13 protein-coding genes are annotated in these 17073 nt (G+C 50.7%); 10 read left to right on the top strand and 3 right to left on the bottom strand.

The annotated features are described in order from the left end of the window. Nucleotides 1-12: 12 nt before the first annotated feature. Complete coding sequence (locus ACXAGC_RS08065) at nt 13-2310, top strand: FepA family TonB-dependent siderophore receptor (protein ID WP_474843943.1); 2298 nt, start codon at nt 13-15, stop codon at nt 2308-2310. Nucleotides 2311-2398: 88 nt separating this feature from the next. Here the strand turns inward: ACXAGC_RS08065 and ACXAGC_RS08060 are convergent, their stop codons facing one another. Further along, nucleotides 2399-3283, bottom strand: coding sequence for a dienelactone hydrolase family protein (locus ACXAGC_RS08060; protein ID WP_474843942.1), 885 nt, complete (start codon nt 3281-3283; stop codon nt 2399-2401). Nucleotides 3284-3440: 157 nt separating this feature from the next. Here ACXAGC_RS08060 and ACXAGC_RS08055 point away from each other — a divergent pair, with 157 nt between their 5' ends. The 7 genes from ACXAGC_RS08055 (at nt 3441) to ACXAGC_RS08025 (ending at nt 11911) form a co-directional block, all read left to right on the top strand. Continuing rightward, nucleotides 3441-4376, top strand: coding sequence for a helix-turn-helix transcriptional regulator (locus tag ACXAGC_RS08055; protein ID WP_474843941.1), 936 nt, complete (start codon nt 3441-3443; stop codon nt 4374-4376). Nucleotides 4377-4672: 296 nt separating this feature from the next. Then, a complete protein-coding gene (locus tag ACXAGC_RS08050) occupies nt 4673-6718 on the top strand; it encodes a TonB-dependent receptor (protein WP_474843940.1) in 2046 nt (681 codons plus the stop codon). 75 nt (nt 6719-6793) lie between these two features. Next, nucleotides 6794-7759: a Fe2+-enterobactin ABC transporter substrate-binding protein gene (gene fepB, locus ACXAGC_RS08045; RefSeq protein WP_474843939.1), complete on the top strand. Its 966-nt coding sequence runs from the start codon at nt 6794-6796 to the stop codon at nt 7757-7759. A gap of 41 nt (nt 7760-7800) precedes the next feature. Beyond that, on the top strand, nt 7801-8757 hold the full coding sequence (locus ACXAGC_RS08040; protein ID WP_474843938.1) for a FecCD family ABC transporter permease: 957 nt from the start codon (nt 7801-7803) through the stop codon (nt 8755-8757). After that, complete coding sequence (locus ACXAGC_RS08035; protein ID WP_474843937.1) at nt 8754-9791, top strand: FecCD family ABC transporter permease; 1038 nt, start codon at nt 8754-8756, stop codon at nt 9789-9791. The genes ACXAGC_RS08040 and ACXAGC_RS08035 overlap by 4 nt, the downstream gene beginning before the upstream one ends. Beyond that, nucleotides 9791-10597, top strand: coding sequence for an ABC transporter ATP-binding protein (locus ACXAGC_RS08030; RefSeq protein WP_474843936.1), 807 nt, complete (start codon nt 9791-9793; stop codon nt 10595-10597). The genes ACXAGC_RS08035 and ACXAGC_RS08030 overlap by 1 nt, the downstream gene beginning before the upstream one ends. Nucleotides 10598-10609: 12 nt before the next feature. Beyond that, nucleotides 10610-11911: an NtaA/DmoA family FMN-dependent monooxygenase gene (locus tag ACXAGC_RS08025; RefSeq protein ID WP_474843935.1), complete on the top strand. Its 1302-nt coding sequence runs from the start codon at nt 10610-10612 to the stop codon at nt 11909-11911. 43 nt (nt 11912-11954) lie between these two features. On the opposite strand, the gene ACXAGC_RS08020 is transcribed toward ACXAGC_RS08025, so the two are convergent. Both ACXAGC_RS08020 and ACXAGC_RS08015 read right to left on the bottom strand, forming a co-directional pair. Further along, on the bottom strand, nt 11955-13451 hold the full coding sequence (locus ACXAGC_RS08020; RefSeq protein WP_474843934.1) for a mannitol dehydrogenase family protein: 1497 nt from the start codon (nt 13449-13451) through the stop codon (nt 11955-11957). Between the two features lie 2 nt (nt 13452-13453). Further along, nucleotides 13454-15184, bottom strand: a complete 1731-nt coding sequence (locus ACXAGC_RS08015) for a purine-cytosine permease family protein (RefSeq protein WP_474843933.1) — start codon at nt 15182-15184, stop codon at nt 13454-13456. A gap of 217 nt (nt 15185-15401) precedes the next feature. On the opposite strand from ACXAGC_RS08015, the gene ACXAGC_RS08010 reads away from it, so the two are divergent. Beyond that, nucleotides 15402-16058: an HAD family hydrolase gene (locus ACXAGC_RS08010; protein ID WP_474843932.1), complete on the top strand. Its 657-nt coding sequence runs from the start codon at nt 15402-15404 to the stop codon at nt 16056-16058. An 8-nt stretch (nt 16059-16066) separates the two neighbouring features. Beyond that, nucleotides 16067-17050, top strand: a complete 984-nt coding sequence (locus ACXAGC_RS08005; protein WP_474843931.1) for a sugar-binding transcriptional regulator — start codon at nt 16067-16069, stop codon at nt 17048-17050. Nucleotides 17051-17073 lie beyond the last annotated feature (23 nt).

Genomic DNA, 17073 nt, shown 5'->3' with positions numbered 1-17073 from the left:
TAGGAATCTCGCATGTTTAAAACAAACCGGAAGTTTGTGTGCACAGCTGTATCCGCTGCTATCACTTCTCTTTTTTCACTTTCAGCCTTCGCACAGGATGAGCCGGAAACGCTGGATGTCACCGTTGTAAAAGCCGCTGCAGAGGAACTGAAGCAGGCGCAGGGTGTATCCGTTATCACAGAAGAAGACTTCAAGCGCCGTCCGGTCACCAATGATATTTCAGAAATCGTACGTACCATGCCGGGTATTAACCTGACCGGTAACTCATCTTCAGGTCAGTACGGCAATAAGCGTCAGATTGATATTCGCGGGATGGGACCCGAGAATACATTGATCCTGATTGACGGTAAGCCGGTGTTGTCACGTAACTCAGTGAAAATGGGACGCTCGGGGGAGCGGAACACCCGTGGTGACAGTAACTGGGTGCCGCCGGAAGCCATTGAGAGTATCGAAGTTATTCGTGGTCCGGCTGCTGCCCGATATGGCTCAGGTGCATCGGGTGGTGTGATTAATATCATCACCAAATCCCCTGAAGTGGCATCAACCACCGTGTCTTTGCAAACGGAAATTCCGCAAAATGAATATGAAGGCGGTAATTACCGTATCAACGTAGTCAGCAGCGCGCCTTTGTCAGACCGCTTCTCTCACCGCACCATTGTTAACTACAACAAACAGGAAGCGGATGATCCGCAACTGAACCTTGAAGTCACCGACACAAACGTAGGTCGTGGCGGCGCGGCCAAAGCGGTTGGTGCAGGTCGTGAAGGTGTGGAGAATATGGATTTCCGTACACTGGTTCGTTTCCAGCAAAGTAAAGAACATCGTTGGGATTTTGAAGGTGCTTTCAGCCGCCAGGGTAATGAATATGCCGGTGATAACGCCTTCCAGGGGATCCGTTACGGCGTAGATGAAAACGACAACCCGATTATTCCCACTGAAGATGAGCTTGGCGAAACCGATGCGCTGGCACTGATTGGTGAAGAAACCCTGGTGATGTACCGCCGCACGCTGGGTGTTACCCACACGGGTCAGTACGATTTCGGTGACTCGTTCAGCTATATTCAGTACGAAGGTACAACAAACAGTCGCTTAGGTGAAGGTTCTGCCGGTGGTGGTGAAGGTGCTATCAACAGCCTTGAGAAAACTACGATCAAGTTGTCTAACATTACCGCTAAAACGGAATGGAACGTACCATTAGAGCTGGGAGGTTTTGCACAAACGGCAACATTCGGTGCAGAATTCCGCGGCGAAACGCTGGATGATGCAGTGAGTAATCAGCTTACTTTAAACGTGGCTGATGAGAGCGAAATTCCCGGGGCTACTGCCGATCCTGAAAGCCGTCCGTCTGAAACCGATGCCACACTGATTGGTGTGTATGTGGAAGATAACATTTTGCTTTCTGATTCCGTGACAGTTACACCGGGTATCCGTTTTGACAATCACAGCGAAGCCGGCACCAATTTATCGCCCAGCCTGAATGCATCCTGGCAGGCAACAAAGAATATTGTTGTACAGGGTGGTATCAGCCGTGCGTTTAAAGCCCCTAACCTCTATCAGCTGAACCCTAACTACGTGTATTACACCCGTGGTAATGGCTGTCCGCTGGACTTCTCAAGCCTGGGGGGCGGCTGTCACATTATCGGTAACCCTGATCTTGAACACGAAACCTCAGTGAACAAAGAAATTGGTATTAACTATACCAACGACGAAGGTGTTAACGCCGGTATCACTTACTTCCACAACGATTACAAGAATCGCATCGGTACCGGTAACGTGGCACCGGAATACATCCTGCCAAGTGAAGAGGGTGGTGAAGCCAATGTTCAGGTTTTCCAGTGGTACAACATTCCTGAAGCCGTAATACGTGGTCTGGAAGGTAACCTGCAGTTTAACCTGACTGACAGTATTCAGTGGTCGACAAACCTTACGGTTATGCTGGAAACGAAAGACAAAGAAACCGGCATACCGCTGTCAATCGTGCCGGACTACACGGTTAATGCCATGCTGACCTGGCAGGCAACAGAGCAGATCCAACTGGTACTGAGTGGTCAGCACTATGGTAAGACTGAAAGTCCGGAACAGAGCCAGACTTCAGGTCAGGCAATTACCGGTGAAGATCGCGATGCCTATACCATTGCTAACCTGAATGCGGTTTATCAGTTTAATGATAATCTGAGCTTCAACCTGTCAGTGAAGAACTTCATTAATACTGAAGTCCGCCGTGAAGGCACACAGGCTTCCAGTGCCGGTGCAAATACCTTTAACGAGCCCGGTCGCAGCTACCTGGTGTCGGCGAACTACACGTTCTGATAATCAGCTGTAAAAAAGCCGGCTGTTCATCAAAACAGCCGGCTTTTTGTTTTTTAATTGCCTCTCATCCTTTGGGCATATTCCTTCCTCAGGCGTGAAGGCCTTTGTCCAGGATCTTCAGCATTCTGTTCCAGGCAGCATCGGCCTGTTCCTCGTTGTACACCTTTGAATCCGGTGGCGTCCAGCCGTGCAGCGTGCCGGGATACACCGCAATGTCTGCCTGCAAATCCGCTTCTTTATAAGCTTCAACGAGTAAAGGTTCCATCTCCGGACTGCGTTGGGCGTCATTTTCTGCGATGGCGTGTAGTGCCAGTGCATTTGAGTCAGCAACGGTGAAATGGGGACTGTCGTCTTCTTTCGTGGCCAGGCCGCCGCCGTGGAAGGTAGCAATCGCGCCCACTTCTTCAGGGAAAGCAGCGGCTGCGTACATCGTAAAGGTGCCGCTCATGCAATAACCCAGCACGCCTTTTGGTGCGCTTGCATCCACCACAGACTGTTCGTTTAAAAAGTCGAAAAAGGCGCGATTGTCAGAGTTGGTATTATCCGGCGTGAGTTTAGCGCGCATGGGTCCTAAAATTTCGCGGGCTTCCGGAGCCGGAAAACTGATGCCATCGGGCAGGGCTGCACCTTTTACATCCCGGTAGAAGGGGTTTACCACCAGCACAGCATATCCGGCGGCAGCCAGACGCTGACCCATTAAATCGTATGACGCGCGGCGACCCATAATGTCCGGCCACATTACCACCGCAGGATGTTTGCCGCTTTTCGGGCTCGCCAACAAACAGTCGGCCACGCCATCGGGTGTGTTCACCATTACCTGCTGCGTTTGTACCTCGCCGGAGGCCATGGCAAATTGAGGAAAGGCGGAAGACAAAGCGCCTAATCCTACGAGTTTACTGAAGTCACGACGGTTTAACTGCCCGCCGTTTTTCTTAAAATCGTGAATGTCGGATTCTGTATGGTTGTCGCACATTGTTTTTATCCTTGTTCGGGGTAAGGGGTAACACATTGCTTAACGAGCATACTATGAATATGCCGGTTTGGGTTCATTCAACACGGTAAATAGTTGCGGTGCAAATGAGTTTTGTTATCATTTGGATAAGGAACGGTTATTACTTCAAGGTCGAAAGGTGCCCGATAATTCATTAGTCCCCTGGCACGTTAATCATCCCCCGCGGGATGTGTGTTTGCGGCCCGGCCTTAATTTTCATTTTGGTGATACCACTGATAAGGAAACCCGCCACTGGCACGGTGAAGTGCATGACCGTTTTCGTTTGATTTTAGTTCTCGACGGCTATCTTGAAATACGGTTCGGGCATAAAACGCTTATACTCGGGAGAGGCAGCGATGCAGAACCCGGCCCCAATATGGCACTGGTTTCTCTGGAAACTACAGAATCGTTTTCCCGTCATGCAATTGCCGGTAACTATTGCCGTCGTTTGAGTATTGGTGTTTCCGGGGAATGGTTAACGCACACGTTTTCCAGCGTGCAGGAAGAGCGTTTGTTGAATAAACGCTGGCGGCATCTGGATGTGGCAGCCTGGCAGGCGTCTGCTTCCAGTTTAATGATGGCAGAGGAAATGCTCGATATCTCTGAAAGGCCACCGGAGCTGGGCGGTATTGTGCGTGAAAGCAGGGCACTGTCACTGCTTCTCGAAGCATTTGGTCAGTGTCATAAAGTGAACGCAGAACATCAGGAGCGCTTTTCCTGCGTGCAAACGCCTGTACCTGAAAAGTGGATGCTATTTCGTGAATGGATCATCTCCCACGCAGCCAGTGCATTAACCATCGACTATTTAGCCGGTCACATGAGCACCACCCCCAGTACGTTACAACGCAAATTCAAAGTCTTTTTTAACGAAACGGTATTTGATTGCATCCACAGCGCCAGACTTGAACTTGGCATGAAGAAGCTGCTTACCGGTTCTCAGCCGATCACCAGTATCGCAATGGATGTGGGTTACGGGTGCAGCGCCAGTTTTTGTACTGCATTCAAGAAGCAATTTGGTATGACGCCTTCTCAGGCCAGAACCCGGCATGCTGCTTCCCTTGTCATGCAACCGTAAATGCGGTTTCAACAAAACAAAATGCCGTTTTAAGTAAAGCGACACGGTCTGCATTAAAGATAATGAGAATCGTTATCAAAACGGTCGATCATGAACGTTGAGTTGTTCACCGTACTGTCGTATATCCGCATAACAATAATTACAACATGTCGTCATCTTTCAGGCGGGCACAGGCTAATGCCTTGCATTTGGCACCCTTGCTTTTGAGACATTGTGCTGCGCAGTTTTTACGACGAATTTCTCTTCATGGTCCCTGATGACTCTAATAACACATTCAAATCAAGGACTAAGTTGTTATGAAGCGCGAACCCGTATTCAAAGTATCACTGCTTGCCATGGCATTAAGTATCGCCAGTGCTGTCTCTGCACAGGAAAATCAGGCTCCGGACAGGGATGCAAAGGACATTGAGAAAATTGTCGTTATTGGTGAAAAAGCCAACCGCAGCCTGAAAGATGCCACCTCTTCTGTGTCAGTTATTTCTGAAGATGCATTAAACGATACGCAGTACAAATCGGTATCGGATGCATTGTCTGAAATTGCCAACGTGGTTATTCCCACAGGTGGCCTGCCGGATATTCGCGGTGTGTCCGGTAACGGTGCAGCCGGTGGCTTCAATTCTATCGCCGGCGGTGCAAAAGGCCGTGTGATGACGTTAATTGACGGCGTAGCGCAACCCTTTGTTGCCGATTTAGGCGGCGACAGCGGTATGTGGGATCTGCAGCAAATTGAAGTCTATCGCGGTCCCCAATCTACCAGTAACGGCCGGAACAGTATCGGTGGTTCTGTGTTCATCAAAACCAAAGATCCTTCACAAGACTGGGAAGGCGCTGCCCGCGTCGGCTACCGAAACCAGGATCAATACATTGATACATCCGGTGTTATTTCGGGCCCGCTGGTTGAAGATACCCTTGCGTTCCGCCTGAGTGTGCAGCATCTCGATGCCGATACCATTACTGATGACACCGGCTACGAAACCAATCCGCCGGACTATGATCTGGATAAAATCAAAACCACCCGTATTCGCGGTAAGTTACTGTGGACGCCCTCAGATGACTTAAGCTTCATGCTCACTCACACTTACAATGATGAGGCGGGAGATACTGGCCGGATTTTTTATGCGCTGGAAAATTTAGATGACCGTGAGCGCATCTACTTCCGTGATATCGAGACTGAAGCGTCTACTACGACGCTTTATACTGACTACACCATCAATGACAACTGGTCTTTCGACATGCTGGTGTCCTACATGGATTACCAGTGGGGCTTCGACAGTTACGAGGCAACCCCCGAGGCTGAACAGCAGCTCGGGTTTGATGAATCCAATATTACTGTTGATGCGAAGATGAACTACGTGTCTGGCAGAAAGGGTATCAGTGGCTTTGTTGGTGTGTACTATTTTGACAGAGATCAGGGCATACTCAGCACCGGTTCTGCTGCCTACACCGGTGATGATGCAAGTGACTCTGTGGCTGTTTACGGTGAAGCTACCTTCCCGTTGAACGACAAGTTTACGCTGATCACCGGCGTCCGTTTAGAGCGTGAAACCCAGGACAGACACTTTGTTTACGGTGCAATCGACGCCATTCTCGATCAGGACACAAATATATTCCTGCCCAAAGTCGCACTGCAGTATGCCTGGACTGATGCCACCACCGTTTCTGCCAGTGCCCGTAAAGGCTATAACGCAGCCGGCGGCGCACTGAATTTCACGGCGCAGGAATACTATTATTTCGACGATGAAAAAGTGAATACCTTCGAGCTGGGCAGCCGCACTCAGTTTGCTGACGGGAAAGGGTATTTCAGCGCTAATGTATTCTACAACGACTACGACGGGTATCAGGCTGTAAGCTCGTCGCGGGTGATTGAGAACCTTCCTCAGGTTGTTACTTACGGTGCAGAATTTGAGCTTCATACTTTACTTACTGAAGATCTGGAACTGAATGCCGGGATTGGTTTGTTGCAGTCGGACATTAAAGACCCCGGTGAAAGTTATGCCACGGTGAAAGGCAACGAGTTAAATAACGCCCCTGAATTTAATGCGACCTTAGGCGCCACATACTGGTTTAATGATAAGTGGAGTACAGGTGCCACCGCCCGCTATATCGGTGAGTACTATGGTGATTTCACCAATACAGCAGAGCGCGTTGCCGGCGATTACACGCTGGTAAGAGTTAACGCTAATTACACCGCAGATAACTGGCTCATTACTGCTTACATTGACAACCTTTTCGATGAGACAGCGCTGGTCAGTCAGGAACCGGTAAGTGCCCGTTATCCTGCCGGCTTTGCTTCTATTGCTGATCCCCGCAATGTGGGTGTATCGGTCACTTATCGTTTTTAAACCTCTGATGCGTGAGCCTTTCGGGCTCATGCATTTTTTTATGTGTTGTAAACCGTACTTTCTCCGGAAATGATCATGATAAAAATGCAGCACTGGCGGCGACGCTTTGTGTACATAACCTGCTTATGGTTAAGCGTTGTTTACGCCTGCTCCGTTTATGCCGGCGCGGAGCAAGCTGATGCCTGGCCAAAGACGCTGGTAAACAGTGATGGAAGCCGGGTTGTTATTCCCGCCAGGCCTGAAAGGATTTTGTCTACCACAGTAACCGTTACCGGTACATTGTTGGCGATTGATGCGCCGGTTGTCGCCAGTGCATCGGCGACAACCAATGCCTATTTTGCGCAGTGGCAGGAGGTGGCGAAAGTAAAAGAGGTCACCAATGTATGGCCAGCAGGGCGTATCAATCTGGAGGCTGCTTATGCCGTCCGGCCCGACCTCATCATTGTCTCTGCAGGAGGCGCCGATTCGGCCATGGCCCATGTGGAGATGCTTCGTGCCATCGCACCGGTGCTCATTGTGGATTATGCCGTGACTGACTGGCAGGGTCTGGCAACAACATTAGGCCGGGCTCTGGGGCTTGAGCAATCCGCGCAGCAACGTATTACATCATTTAACCAGTATGTTGAAAACGTTCGTCAGCATATTCATCTGCCAGAGGGAAAGGTGAATATTGTCAGTTACAACGGGCCCGGCATTATCAATCCTGTTGGTACGGCAACCGGTACCCACGGTAAGTTATTACGGGCGCTTGGATTCGATGTTGTTACACCACCTGGCATCATGAAGGGTAGCCCCGAAGATGCGGGCGATTTTATTCGCAGCGAGTATGAGCAACTTATCAGATTGAACGCAGCCTCTGTTTTTTTACTGCGTCGCCGCGTTGATGATGTAAACGGACTGCTCAATGACCCGGTATTACAAAACTTACCGGCAGTGAAAAACAAACAAGTGTGGGGTATGGGAGAAAACTCATTCCGCATGGACTTTTACAGCGCCACCGAGACGGTGGATATCATTGCAAACTTGTTTTCTTCCCCATGAAGGTGTATTCGCGACACTTTGATTTACCATGTTTGATTATTGTGCTTGCAGTGCTGCTTTTTGCCAGTGTCGCCATTGGCCCGGAGGTGCTTCCACTGCATGAGACAATATCGGCATTTACTCAGTTCGATGCATCAAACACGGCGCATTTGCTGGTACGGGAATTACGTGTTCCCCGCACACTCGTCACTTTCTTTTGTGGCAGTGCACTGGCTATTGCCGGACTCATCATGCAAAGCATGACACGAAACCCCATTGCTGAACCGGGTCTTTTAGGTGTTAATGCCGGCGCGAGTCTGGCTGTTATTGTCACCATTGCATTTTTCGGGGCTGAAACGGCATTCGTCAAAATGCTTGCCGGTGCGGCAGGGGCTGCGCTTTGCTCTTTACTGGTGGTAAAGCTGGGTACCGGACCATATCGTTTCTCGCAGGATAAATTAGTGCTGGCCGGCGTGGCATTTTCGGCAGTGTGCCTGGCGGCAGGGCAGTTAGTGATTGCGTCTGCCGATCTCTCCGTGTTTGAGCAATACCGGCACTGGATGGTAGGGGCAACGGCAGGCAAAGGGTTTGATGTACTCTGGCCGTTAATGGGGTGCTGGCTGGTGGCACTTGTGCTGGCTTTGTATATTGCTCCCGGCATTGATGTGCTTATGCTGGGTAACCATCTGGCGACGGCATTAGGCGTAAATGAAAAGTGGCTCAGCCGTGGCTGCTTGACGGTCATCACGTTACTGGCCGGCGCGTCTACAGCGGCGGCGGGCCCGATACTCTTTACCGGCTTAGTTGTGCCTTTTTTGTGCCGTTGTATTGCACCTGTTACCCACCGGCGGCAGCTACTGCTATGCGCGGTTATCGGCGGGGAAGTGTTGTTGCTCGCCGATGTGTCGGGCCGTGTTGTGGCTGCACCGGGTGAGGTCAGTACCGGCATCATGATGGCTATTCTTGGCGGTCCGGTATTTATTGCACTTGCCAGAAATGTGCGGGGGGCAACCTCATGACGGCCCCGTTTTTACTGCGCGCCGGATCATTTTCTTTCTTCGTTTACCAGCGTGTTCTGCTGGTGCAGTGTCTGCTGTTCTTCTTACTCGCTGCTCTTTGTCTTCATGGCCTGATGTCTGGCAGCAATCTGCTCACATGGCAGGATGTAACGGGGTGGATGGCTGGCAATGGTCTCGCGCCGTTGCCCGCTAAAATTCTTATCGATATCAGGTTACCCGTTGTCCTTACCGCCCTGGGTGTAGGTGGTTGCTTAGGAGCTGCCGGTGCGGTCTTTCAGTCTGTTTCAAGAAACTCCTTAGGCTCTCCTGATATTTTAGGCTTTACGTCCGGAGCTGCGACAGGGGCTGTTTATCACCTGGTGTTTATCAGTCAGTCACCCGCCGGTGTAGCGGGCTTTGCTTTTCTGGGGGGCTGCTTTACTGCGCTGGTGATTTATCTGTTCGCCATTAAAGGACAGGTGCTGCAAACGGGAAGGCTTGTTTTAGTGGGCATTGGCACAGGTGCAACGCTTACCGCGTTTACCGGATTATTGCTGGTAAAAGGGGATATTGATAACGCGATGCTGGCCAATTTGTGGCTGCTGGGCAGTCTGGATGGCAGGCAATGGGGGCATGTATTCACCGTTATGGCCGGGCTTTTCACTGGCTTGCCGGTGTTGATGTTGCTGGCGAAATCTTTGCGTTTAACGGAAATGGGCGATGCGGTGGCATTTGGCTTAGGAGTTAATGTGCAACTAAGCCGTCATGCCGGTCTGGCTATTTCTGTGCTGATGGTTTCTCTGGCTACCGCTGCCGCCGGCCCGATGGCGTTTATTGCCTTAGGTGCGCCCCGTATTGCCAGGGCGCTTACCGGTCTTTCCTTACCGCTATTCACCAGCTCACTCTGCGGGGCGGTTTTACTGCTGACTGCGAACAGAGTAAGCGCCGTATTGCCTTTAGCCAGCCAGTTACCGGCAGGCAGAGTCACCGCGATACTCGGCGGCGTATATCTCATTGTGCTATTGCTCAGACAACATAAAAAAGGGGCGTTTTGATGTCGACTCTTCCTGAACCACATACATTTTCCGCGGCAGCGCTTGCTGCAAAATCGCTGAGCTTCAGCTATGTGAAAAGCACCATTATTCATGATGTGTCGGTGCAGTTTCCTGCCGGCAAAATCAGCGTGATTATAGGGCCAAACGGATGCGGTAAATCAACGCTCTTACACTTACTTGCGGGCCTGTACCGGCCTTCTTCAGGTGAGGTTTCGTTGCAGGGGCAGCCGCTGTCATCATTCACCCCGAAAAGCCGTGCAAAACAACTGAGTTTATTACCACAAACCAATGTTTCCCCTGAGGGCATGACGGTAAAAGGGCTGATTTCACGGGGACGGTATGCCTGGCAAACACTCTTCAGCCAGTGGCATGAAGATGATGAAAAAGCGGTTAATGATGCACTTTTGCAAACCGGATTGAGTGACCTGGCAGACCGGGAAATCGCTACTTTGTCCGGCGGTCAGCGTCAACGCGCCTGGATCGGACTGGTACTGGCCCAACAAACGCCGCTGATTTTGCTTGATGAACCCACAACATTTTTAGATATCGGTCATCAAATCGACGTGCTGAATGTGTGCGAAAAGCGCAACCGGGAAGATGGCACAACCATCGTAATGGTGCTGCATGACATCAATCTTGCGGCACGGTATGCCCATCACATTGTTGCGATGAAGGACGGAGAGATAGTGGCAAGCGGCGCACCTGCATCAGTATGTACGTCAGGCAACATGCAGCTATTGTTCGGCATAGATGCGCTTGTGATGGAAGATCCCGTTCATTATTCCCCTTTAATTTTACCCCGCTAAAAGGATGCCCGCATGACCCGTCACAACAGGACTTTACTCACCGGTATGTCACTGGCCGTTACCTGGATGTCAGGCAATGCCTGGCGCAGGCCAGACAGTGAAGTGGAAAGGCTGTATGACCCGCTTTATTACACAGGGCTGGCGCAACTCGCCGAATCTGCCTGCATGGACTTTGTTTTCAGGCCGGACTCTTTGTTTATTGACCCGTCAGCGCTGGCCAGCTCGGTGGGCTTTAGCGGACTGGATCCGACTCTTCTGCTCACCGCAGTAGCCATGGGCACATCAAAAATTGGTTTGCTGACCACGGCATCGACAACATTTCATTCTCCCTATGTTATCGCCCGGCAACTCCAGTCGTTACATCATATCAGCGGCGGGCGGGCAGGGTGGAACGTGGTTACCGCACTCGACGGACACGAGAACTTTGGTCTGCCGGCCATGCCCGGTACAGAAAGCCGGTATGAAAGAGCGGATGAATTTGTATCAGCGGTGCAGCAGTTATGGCACAGCTTTCCGCCCCGGGCGCTGCTCCATGATAAAGAAGTCGGGCGCTATGCCGAACCGTCGCAAATTAAGGCAATCAATTTTGAGGGTAAACAGTTGGCATGCAAAGGTCCTCTGACGTTAAGCGGTCACAGTGCCGGAGACGTGCCCTTATTTCAGGCCGGGGCATCGGAAACCGGGAAAAACTTCGCCGCTAAAATCGCCAGAGGAGTATTTGCTGCAACGCCGGATATGAACAGTGCGAAAGCGTTACGGGCAGATCTACGGCAGCGGGCTGAGGAGGCCGGAAGACAGGCTGATGACATCCGGATTTTGCCGGGGTTATCGCTGTTTCTAGCCGGTTCATACGAAGAAGCGCTGAAGCTGTTTCGCGAAACCAGGGACAACACGCTCACCCACCGCCACCATCAACTGGTGGCCTCTTCGTTGGGTTTAGAGGTCGGCGAACTCCTCAGCATGACAGTTCTGGATGAGTCCGTATTGCAACCCGTGAGACAGGTAAGAAGCAAAACTCACAGTGAGTTAATCCGCAACGTGGTAAAAAACGGGCCGGTTACGCTCGAAGCTCTTATGGCAAGACCGGAGGTAGCAGGCTCAGGCCACTGGATCATTATCGGTACAGCGCAGCAGGCTGCAGATGAAATTGAAACATGGTTCAACAGCGGAGCCATTGATGGCTTTATCGCATTGCCCGGCGGGAGCCGGAATTGCTTCGAAAGAGTGTGCAGCGAGCTCATGCCGGCGCTACAGAAAAAGGGGCTGGTAAAAAAACAATACCATGGCAGCACGTTTGAGAGTCATTTGGCGTGAAGTTTGGCCTGGTGCTATGGGCAGCGTAGCACCGGGCCCTATCTTAGCTGAAATGGTTGTTTGTCTTCTCAATCAGCGCCTGAACCGGTTCACCGTTAAACAGTGAACTGACATACTGCAAATAAGGGTCCGCGAAAGCGGGCTCTTTTGCCAGATTTCCAAAGATACCGCTTAATCCGATAAATGCTCTGGCCTGACTTTCAGAGCCTCCGGCAACGCTTTGAAGGATTTCTGCGTGATCATCAGTCACCTCTAAAGCTGTTCCCTGCTGTGTTGCACGGTAGTAGCTGTAATAGCACCAGGCTGCAATAACCAGTGCCGCGCATTCTGTTTGTCCTTTTTGCTCTACGTTTTCCTTAATCGTGGGTACCAGAAAGGTAGATATTTTAGATGCGCTCTGGGAACAAATCCGCGTAAGGCTATCTTTAATAAAAGGATTTGCAAAGCGGGCGATCAGAGTGTTCTTATATTCATCCAGATTAATTCCTGCTACCGGCGAAAGCACCGGTGTGGCTTCCGTGTCCATGAAGCGACGGACAAAAGAGGAAAACGCAGGGTGAGCGACAGTTTCATCAATCGTAGAAAAGCCATGTAGTGATCCAAGGATACCCAATACCGTGTGGCCGGCGTTCAGTAGCCTGATTTTCATGGTTTCATAAGGCGTTACATCTTCCACAAACTGAGCGCCTGTTTTCTCCCAGCCGGGACGGCCGTCAGAGAAGCGCTCTTCAATCACCCACTGATGAAACGGTTCGCAGGTTACAGGCCACTCATCAATCAGACCCAGCGCTGCTACCTGAGCAATATCATCTGCTGTGGTGACAGGCGTAATGCGGTCAACCATGGCATTGGGAAAAGCGACATTCTCTGACACCCAGTCTGCCATTTCTTCATCGTAAGACCTGATATAGCTGGTCAGCATTTTTCGTGTTACATCACCATTGTGCTGAATATTGTCACAGGACTGCACAGTAAACGGAGCAAGTCCGGATGCCCGGCGCTGTTTCAGAGCGCTGGCAAGATAGCCGAATACCATCCTGGGTGAATCAGGATTGGCCAGATCATGTTGTACATCAGCATGGGAAAAATCGAATTCGCCGGTAGAGGGGATAAAGTTGTATCCACCTTCGGTAATCGTAAGTGAGACTATTTTCGTGTCCGGACTGGCCATTTTATCAATAACGGCCTGCGGGTTTTCATTTGCCATCAGAAAACCGGTCAAACACCCGATGACCTGTAAAGATGCGCAACCTTCCGGATCTTTCACTAATAAGGAATATAAATAGTCCTGCTTCTTAAGCACATCACGGATTTTACTGTCACCTTCTCTCAGGCCGATACCACAGATCCCCCAGTTCGTATTGCCACTTTTGCCCATGAATTGATCGGTATAAAAAGCCTGATGAGCGCGATGGAAACCACCGACCCCTACATGAACAATGCCCGTGCGTAATGCAGCCCTGTCATAGGCAGGACGAAGAATGTGGGGCGGCAATGAAGAGAGAGCCGCATTGTTAAGATTTACAGGTTGAACAGACATAGTTATTCCACAGATGAAGAAAGAGAAGTGCGCTGCCGGCGTTTCATTGCCCAGTAAGCAGAAGCGAAGTAGGCCAGAGTGCAGGCAAATCCGGCATTGAAAAACAGAGTACGGTTGGTAACGTATTGCTCCATTCCGGCTGAGAAAAACATGGTATAGCCGGCAAGCAGTACCGTGATTAGCAGGCTTCCCCGGGCAAGCACAGTGAGGACATTCGTGAAGAGCGAATTATCGTCTTGCTGTACAGGCAGTTGTTCGGCTTGTTTTGCCTGAAAGGTTTCGACCTGCTCATCGTAGGTGCGTAAGTCTGCTTCTTCCTGCGGGTATTTTTCTGCTGCACCATGACGTTTCGCCATTGCCGTGTAGAGCAAGATGGTAAAAATCCAGGTCGGCAAAAACAGATAATAGAAAGAGATAACATCCAGCGCGTTAAGTCCGAAACCGAATACCAGACCTGCTGCCCAGGCGGTAACAGCGGGTTTACTGTGGGTTATTTTTCTGTAGTGTGCCCAGTAGCGTGTCAAACCCAGGCGGGGAAAGACAAAATGCTCGGCAAACACAATGCCGCCGACCGGCACCACTAACAAACCTGCGTAAGTTAACAGCGGAAGTAATTTGGTGAAAACAAACGGGAAACAGGCAATGACGACAGTGACTATTCCTACCATAAAAGTGGTTTTATTCCGGGAGTGATTGCTAAAAATCGCCTGGGCAGCCAGGCCTGCTCTGTAAAGGTTGGCATTCGCTGTTGTCCATCCGGCTACGATAACAATCACCAGACCTGACAAGCCCAATGCATGAAATGCGACGTCTCCCGGGTCCAGCTCTGTGATTGATTTTTGTACCAGTACCGCTGTACCAGCGCCCATGATACCGGCTGAAATCCAGGCGATATAATGACCGAATAACATGCCCGCCGAGGTGCACAGACCGTAGCTCCGCTTTTTTGCATAGCGCAACAGTGCCATATCGATTAAGCCGAAATGCGTTATCGTATTGGCTGCCCATGAAAACCCGATAACTTCCATCAGGCCTATGCCGGGATTGCCGTTGGCATCGAGTCCTGTCCATACTGAAATGCTGCCGATGTGCATGAATTCAGCCCAGTCTGATACCCGCGTATCACCGGTAACGGCATTGGCCAGTTCCGGCATGAGGACGAGCGGTCCGCTGATAAACATGACAAAAAGCCAGGGGGCACAGATCCCTGAAAAATTGGATACTGCGTTGAATCCATACATGGCGACCAGCACTACGATGATTCCCACAGCCAGAACAACAAGAACGAACCACGGGTTAGTGGGATACCAGTTAAGTTGGGCCGGTATATTCAGAGCAAAACGTACTGCTGTTGCAGAAACCGTAATCATAGCTGCTGAAATGACAGTAAAAATAATCACGTTTGCCCAGTTATAGAGTCTGGTCATAGAGTCGCCGGCGATCTTTTGCAGGTATGTATACAAGCTGAGCCGGGTTTCCACTGCTATCGGCGTGGTGATGAATGTCCAGCTGAGTACAGCCAGAATATTGCCTATCAACAGACCGATAAGGATATCTGTCATTGAGGCACCCAGAGCAACAAAGGTTGCGCCGAATACGAATTCAGAGGCTGCAACATGTTCACCGGCATACAAGCCGAGAAAATGTCGCCAGCCTTTCAGACTATGTTTTGCAACCGGAAGCTGTTCTTCTTCCAGTTGATGTAGATTTACTTCGTTACTGCTTCTGGTCATAGACAAAGTCGCCGCATTATATATTTTTTGGCAAATGCCAACTGTGTGGGCATATTCCCAGATTGTGCTGATTAAGTCAACATGTCGTTAACAAAGGGGGCTGTCTTACATACGATTTTTTTGCTATTCCGTAACCTGCAGGTTACAACGTAGTGCGCGCAGCGTGCGTGCAGATGAAACATACTACCGGTTAGAAAGCTGTTACGAAGGAGGTGCTGTGGCAAGTATTTCAATGGTGATCTTTGATTGTGACGGAGTGCTCATCGACAGCGAAGTCCTGAGCATGCAAGTGTGGCAGCAATTGCTTGCAAAGCAGAATATCTCTCTGGAGACAGCGTTTTTTCAGCAGCACTTTCTGGGGCGCAGCTTTGGCCATGTAAAAGACATGCTGGCGGAGCAGTTCCAGTTAACCGTGACAGAACAAATCAAGGCTGATTTTGATGAGAAGCTGAAAATTGCGTTCACTGAGCGTCTGCAACCGGTGAGCGGTGTGGAAACAGTGTTGTCAAATTTATCAGTACCTTATGCACTGGCGACCAGCAGCAGCCGGACGCGGACGGCTGTGGCGTTGGCAGCGACAGGGCTTAACCGGTACTTCAGCGAACCTCAGATTTTTACTGCCGGAGACGTTGCACGGGGCAAGCCTGCACCGGACTTATTTTTACATGTAGCGGCCAGTGCCGGTCAGGCTCCCGCGCATTGTCTGGTCATTGAGGATTCTGCTCCGGGATTACAAGCTGCGGTTTCGGCCGGCATGCACTGGCGGCATTTCACCGGCGGCAGTCACTTGCAACAAACCGATGGTAAACCATCTGAGACGCTGGCAAACTGGCACGATTTTAAAGCTCAGTTCCCGGAACTGATTAAAGATTAGAGGCGCCCATGTCATCTACTTTATCTGCAGCTCAACAAAAATACGAAGATGCTGCCAGAGCTGGCTGGCTCTATTATGTCGCCGGAAAAACACAGGATGAAATAGCCAGACAGTTACATACATCCAGACAATCTGCTCAGCGGCTTGTCGCGCTTGCTGTGTCAGAGGGATTGATCAAGGTACGCCTCCAGCACCCTGTGAAGCGGTGTATGGAACTGGCAAGTCAGTTGAAAGAGGTTTTCGGGTTACACCAGTGCGAAGTTGTGCCCAGTGATGCGGATAATCCGCACTCAACAGCAGGTCTGGCTCAGGCAGGCGCAGCCGAACTGGAACGGTATCTTAAAGGTCAGCACCCGAGAACTGTCGCTCTTGGTACCGGAAGAATTCTGCGGGCCTGCGCCGACGAGTTAACAGCACTGCAATGCCCTCAGCACAACATTGTTTCGCTGGTGGGCAATATTGCACATGATGGATCTGCCAGCCGTTATGATGTCGCCGTGCACGTCGCAGAACGGGCAGGAGCCAGACACTTTCCCATGCCATTGCCGGTTATTGCGCCCTCTGAGGAGGACAAGCAGCAATGGCATAATTTGCCCCATGTCAGTAATGTCAGAGCGCTGGCATTAAAAGCTGACGTTGCTTTCGTCGGGATAGGTCATTTGGGGACCGTGTCACCGCTACATATCGACGGGTTTATAGCAAAGGACACGCTTGATAATCTGGAAACTGCCGGTGCGGCAGGTGAAATGATAAGCTGGATATTTGATGGTCAGGGGCAATTAATCGACAGTCCTATCAACCGGTGTGTCACCAGTATGTCGCTGCAGGATCTCGCCGGAACCACCATTATTGGCATTGCGGCCGGAGAAGAAAAAATCGCAGCCATAAACGGCGCGTTAAAATCAGGGCTGCTAAACGGTCTCATCACAAACGAATATACCGCTACCCGATTATTAGAAAACAGTTCTCAGCAGAGCCAGTCAGCAGAATAAATAAAACGCCCGGCATGTGCCGG

This window comes from Alteromonas sp. AWJ4_197, assembly GCF_056160285.1.
Note: the sequence above shows the minus strand (reverse complement) of the source record. Positions and strands in the feature narration are given on the sequence as shown.

What these genes read in the sequence shown, in the direction of transcription:
- ACXAGC_RS08025 (WP_474843935.1), top strand. Translation starts at nt 10,610, where the DNA reads ATGACCCGTCACAACAGGACTTTACTCACCGGTATGTCACTGGCCGTT.
- ACXAGC_RS08035 (WP_474843937.1), top strand. Translation starts at nt 8,754, where the DNA reads ATGACGGCCCCGTTTTTACTGCGCGCCGGATCATTTTCTTTCTTCGTT.
- ACXAGC_RS08015 (WP_474843933.1), bottom strand. Translation starts at nt 15,184, where the DNA reads ATGACCAGAAGCAGTAACGAAGTAAATCTACATCAACTGGAAGAAGAA.
- ACXAGC_RS08030 (WP_474843936.1), top strand. Translation starts at nt 9,791, where the DNA reads ATGTCGACTCTTCCTGAACCACATACATTTTCCGCGGCAGCGCTTGCT.
- fepB (WP_474843939.1), top strand. Translation starts at nt 6,794, where the DNA reads ATGATAAAAATGCAGCACTGGCGGCGACGCTTTGTGTACATAACCTGC.
- ACXAGC_RS08060 (WP_474843942.1), bottom strand. Translation starts at nt 3,283, where the DNA reads ATGTGCGACAACCATACAGAATCCGACATTCACGATTTTAAGAAAAAC.
- ACXAGC_RS08020 (WP_474843934.1), bottom strand. Translation starts at nt 13,451, where the DNA reads ATGTCTGTTCAACCTGTAAATCTTAACAATGCGGCTCTCTCTTCATTG.
- ACXAGC_RS08050 (WP_474843940.1), top strand. Translation starts at nt 4,673, where the DNA reads ATGAAGCGCGAACCCGTATTCAAAGTATCACTGCTTGCCATGGCATTA.
- ACXAGC_RS08005 (WP_474843931.1), top strand. Translation starts at nt 16,067, where the DNA reads ATGTCATCTACTTTATCTGCAGCTCAACAAAAATACGAAGATGCTGCC.
- ACXAGC_RS08065 (WP_474843943.1), top strand. Translation starts at nt 13, where the DNA reads ATGTTTAAAACAAACCGGAAGTTTGTGTGCACAGCTGTATCCGCTGCT.